At 70.8% G+C, this 2,181-nt stretch carries 3 protein-coding genes; all 3 read right to left on the reverse strand.

The genetic code is table 11. The features are described from left to right. A partial coding sequence (locus C1I95_RS33485) for a cellulose-binding domain-containing protein (RefSeq protein WP_199524034.1) occupies positions 1-472 on the reverse strand: 472 nt, incomplete at its 3' end. A 281-nt stretch (positions 473-753) separates the two neighbouring features. Then, on the reverse strand, positions 754-1,302 hold the full coding sequence (locus tag C1I95_RS33490; RefSeq protein ID WP_233514052.1) for a hypothetical protein: 549 nt from the start codon (positions 1,300-1,302) through the stop codon (positions 754-756). A gap of 22 nt (positions 1,303-1,324) precedes the next feature. Beyond that, positions 1,325-1,840, reverse strand: coding sequence for a hypothetical protein (locus C1I95_RS33495; RefSeq protein WP_111220076.1), 516 nt, complete (start codon positions 1,838-1,840; stop codon positions 1,325-1,327). Positions 1,841-2,181: the final 341 nt, after the last annotated feature.

The raw sequence follows: 2,181 nt of genomic DNA on the forward strand, positions 1-2,181 counted from the left end.
GTGGGGGCGTGGTCGGCGGCGGGGTGGTGCCGCCCACGCTGCCGGTGCAGGTGACCCCGTTGAGCGCGAACGAGGTGGGGGCGTTGTTGCTGCCGGACCACGACCCGTTGAAGCCGAACGACACGGTCTGGTTGGTGCCGAGCGCGGCGTTGTAGCTGACGTTGGTGGCGGTGACGTTGCTGCCGGAGGAGGTGACGTTCGCGTTCCACGCCTGGGTCACCTGCTGGCCCGAGGGGAACGTCCAGGTCAGCCGCCAGCCGTTGAGGGGATCGCCGAGGTTGGTCAGGTCCACGTTCGCGGTGAAGCCGCCCGGCCACTGGCTGGGGGCGGAGTACACCACCCGGCAGCCGGCCGCCGCGTGCGCGGCGCCCGCGTTGATCAGGCCGACGCCGGCCAGTAGCACGGCGATGCCGCTGGCGACCAGACCGAATCGCCATCGTGTCCTTCGTAGTGTCCCGCTCAGCCCGGCCATGACGCTCCTCGTGTGGTGATGGTGTCGACGGGTGGCTGGCCGGGCGTCGCCGGGACCACCGGAAAGGTCCGGCCGGCTCGCACCATAAGTTGGGATCATCAACTTTGTCAATCGACAGACTGCAATACGGAACGCCCCCGCGCAGGTCGGGCTGGGTGGTCGGGTACGAGGCTCGGCCGTCCGGCGTGCCGGGACGGGGCCGACTGATGAAAAAAGTCGGGTGCGGATCCACAGTGGATCCGCACCCGAGGTGCTTGACCGACGGCGTGCTGCCGGCGGCGTCAGAGCCGTCCGGCCACCGTCCGGGCCAGCTCGGTCAGGGGCTTGCGGAACATCGCCGGGTCCTCCAGCCGGACCAACCGGATGGCCACCCACACCCCGGAGGCGTTGACGAAGACCGCACCGTCCTCGAGGTACGCCTCGTCCCCGACCCCGGACAGGGTCTCGAACTCGTGATTGAGTTCGCGGTCGATGTCGAGGATCTTCTTCGCCCCGTCGCCGACGTAGACCTCCACCTGGGCGGTCGGCCCGGAAACCGGCCCGGTGTACGAACAGCTCTCCCCGCCCGGCACCGCGTCCTCCAGCGGCGTGCCCGCCAGCTCTTCGGCGTCCTTCTTGGAGACCAGCGCGCACGCGTCGACCTTCGGCGCCTCGGCCGACGGCTCGGGCGGGTCGACCGCCTCGGTCGGCTGTCCCGGGTCCAGCACATCGACCTGCGTCGGTGGCGTCGCCGCGGGCTCGTCCGCGCCGCCACAGGCGGTGAGGGCGGTGAGCGCGGTGAGGGCGATGGCCGCCACCGTGAGTCGGGCGGCGGGGGTCAGGTACCTCACGATCGTCTCCTTCGTGCGGGCATCACCGGGGCAGGGCGTCGAGCAGCCGGCGCAGCGCCTGCTCGTACCCGTCGGACTGGGCGCCGAGGCGCTCGAAGCTGCTGAGGGTAATGGTGAAGCTTCCCGCGCCACCGATCATCACCGCCTCGGCCCCGATGTCCTTGACCGCCAGGTAGCCCTTGCTGTCGCCGCCGAGCTCCGTCACCTCCTGGTAGATCTGGTCGGCCTGCTGGCGCTGGTAGTCGTAGGTCGTCTCGCCGGCCAACCGGGAGGCCGTCGTCACGGAGAGCAGGGCGACCCCCTTGCCGTCACCGAAGCTGCAGTTGCCCTGGTCGACCATTGACTGGCCGACGAACTCGGTGATCTGGTCGGCGGTGAACGGGCAGTCCGGCCGGGCCCCGTTGTCGTCGGCGGGCAGGTCGAGGTCCGCGTCGGCGTCCACGCCGGCTCCCGCCTCCGGCGACGGGGGTTCGGTGCTGTTGCAACCGGCGAGCGCGAGGGTGGCCGCGAAGACCACGGGCAGGATCAGTCGCCGCACTAGTTCTGTCCCCTTCTTTCGCCCGGCCCGACCGTGCGGACCTCCGACCAGTGCCGGCGCGACGTCGTCGGCGCGCCGGCGGATGATCGTGACGTCCGGGGTACGGGCCGGCCTGAATGCGCTGATGCGCGAGCTGTCGTACCGCTTCCGCCACGGTCGACAGGTGACATCTCGACGCTACGGTCGGCCGCCCGCGGAGGAATCCGGCGTTTCCCTAGTGGGCCGTCCATGAACGTTCACCGGGTCTGATCGGTCAGGCGGCTCGGGTGTGAGGCCGGCCCCAGCGGTGTTGGCGTTCGCTGCGGACTCGGGCGCGTTCGCGGCGTTGAGCGGCGAGGACG

Source organism: Micromonospora craterilacus, assembly GCF_003236315.1.
GTDB lineage: Bacteria > Actinomycetota > Actinomycetes > Mycobacteriales > Micromonosporaceae > Micromonospora > Micromonospora craterilacus.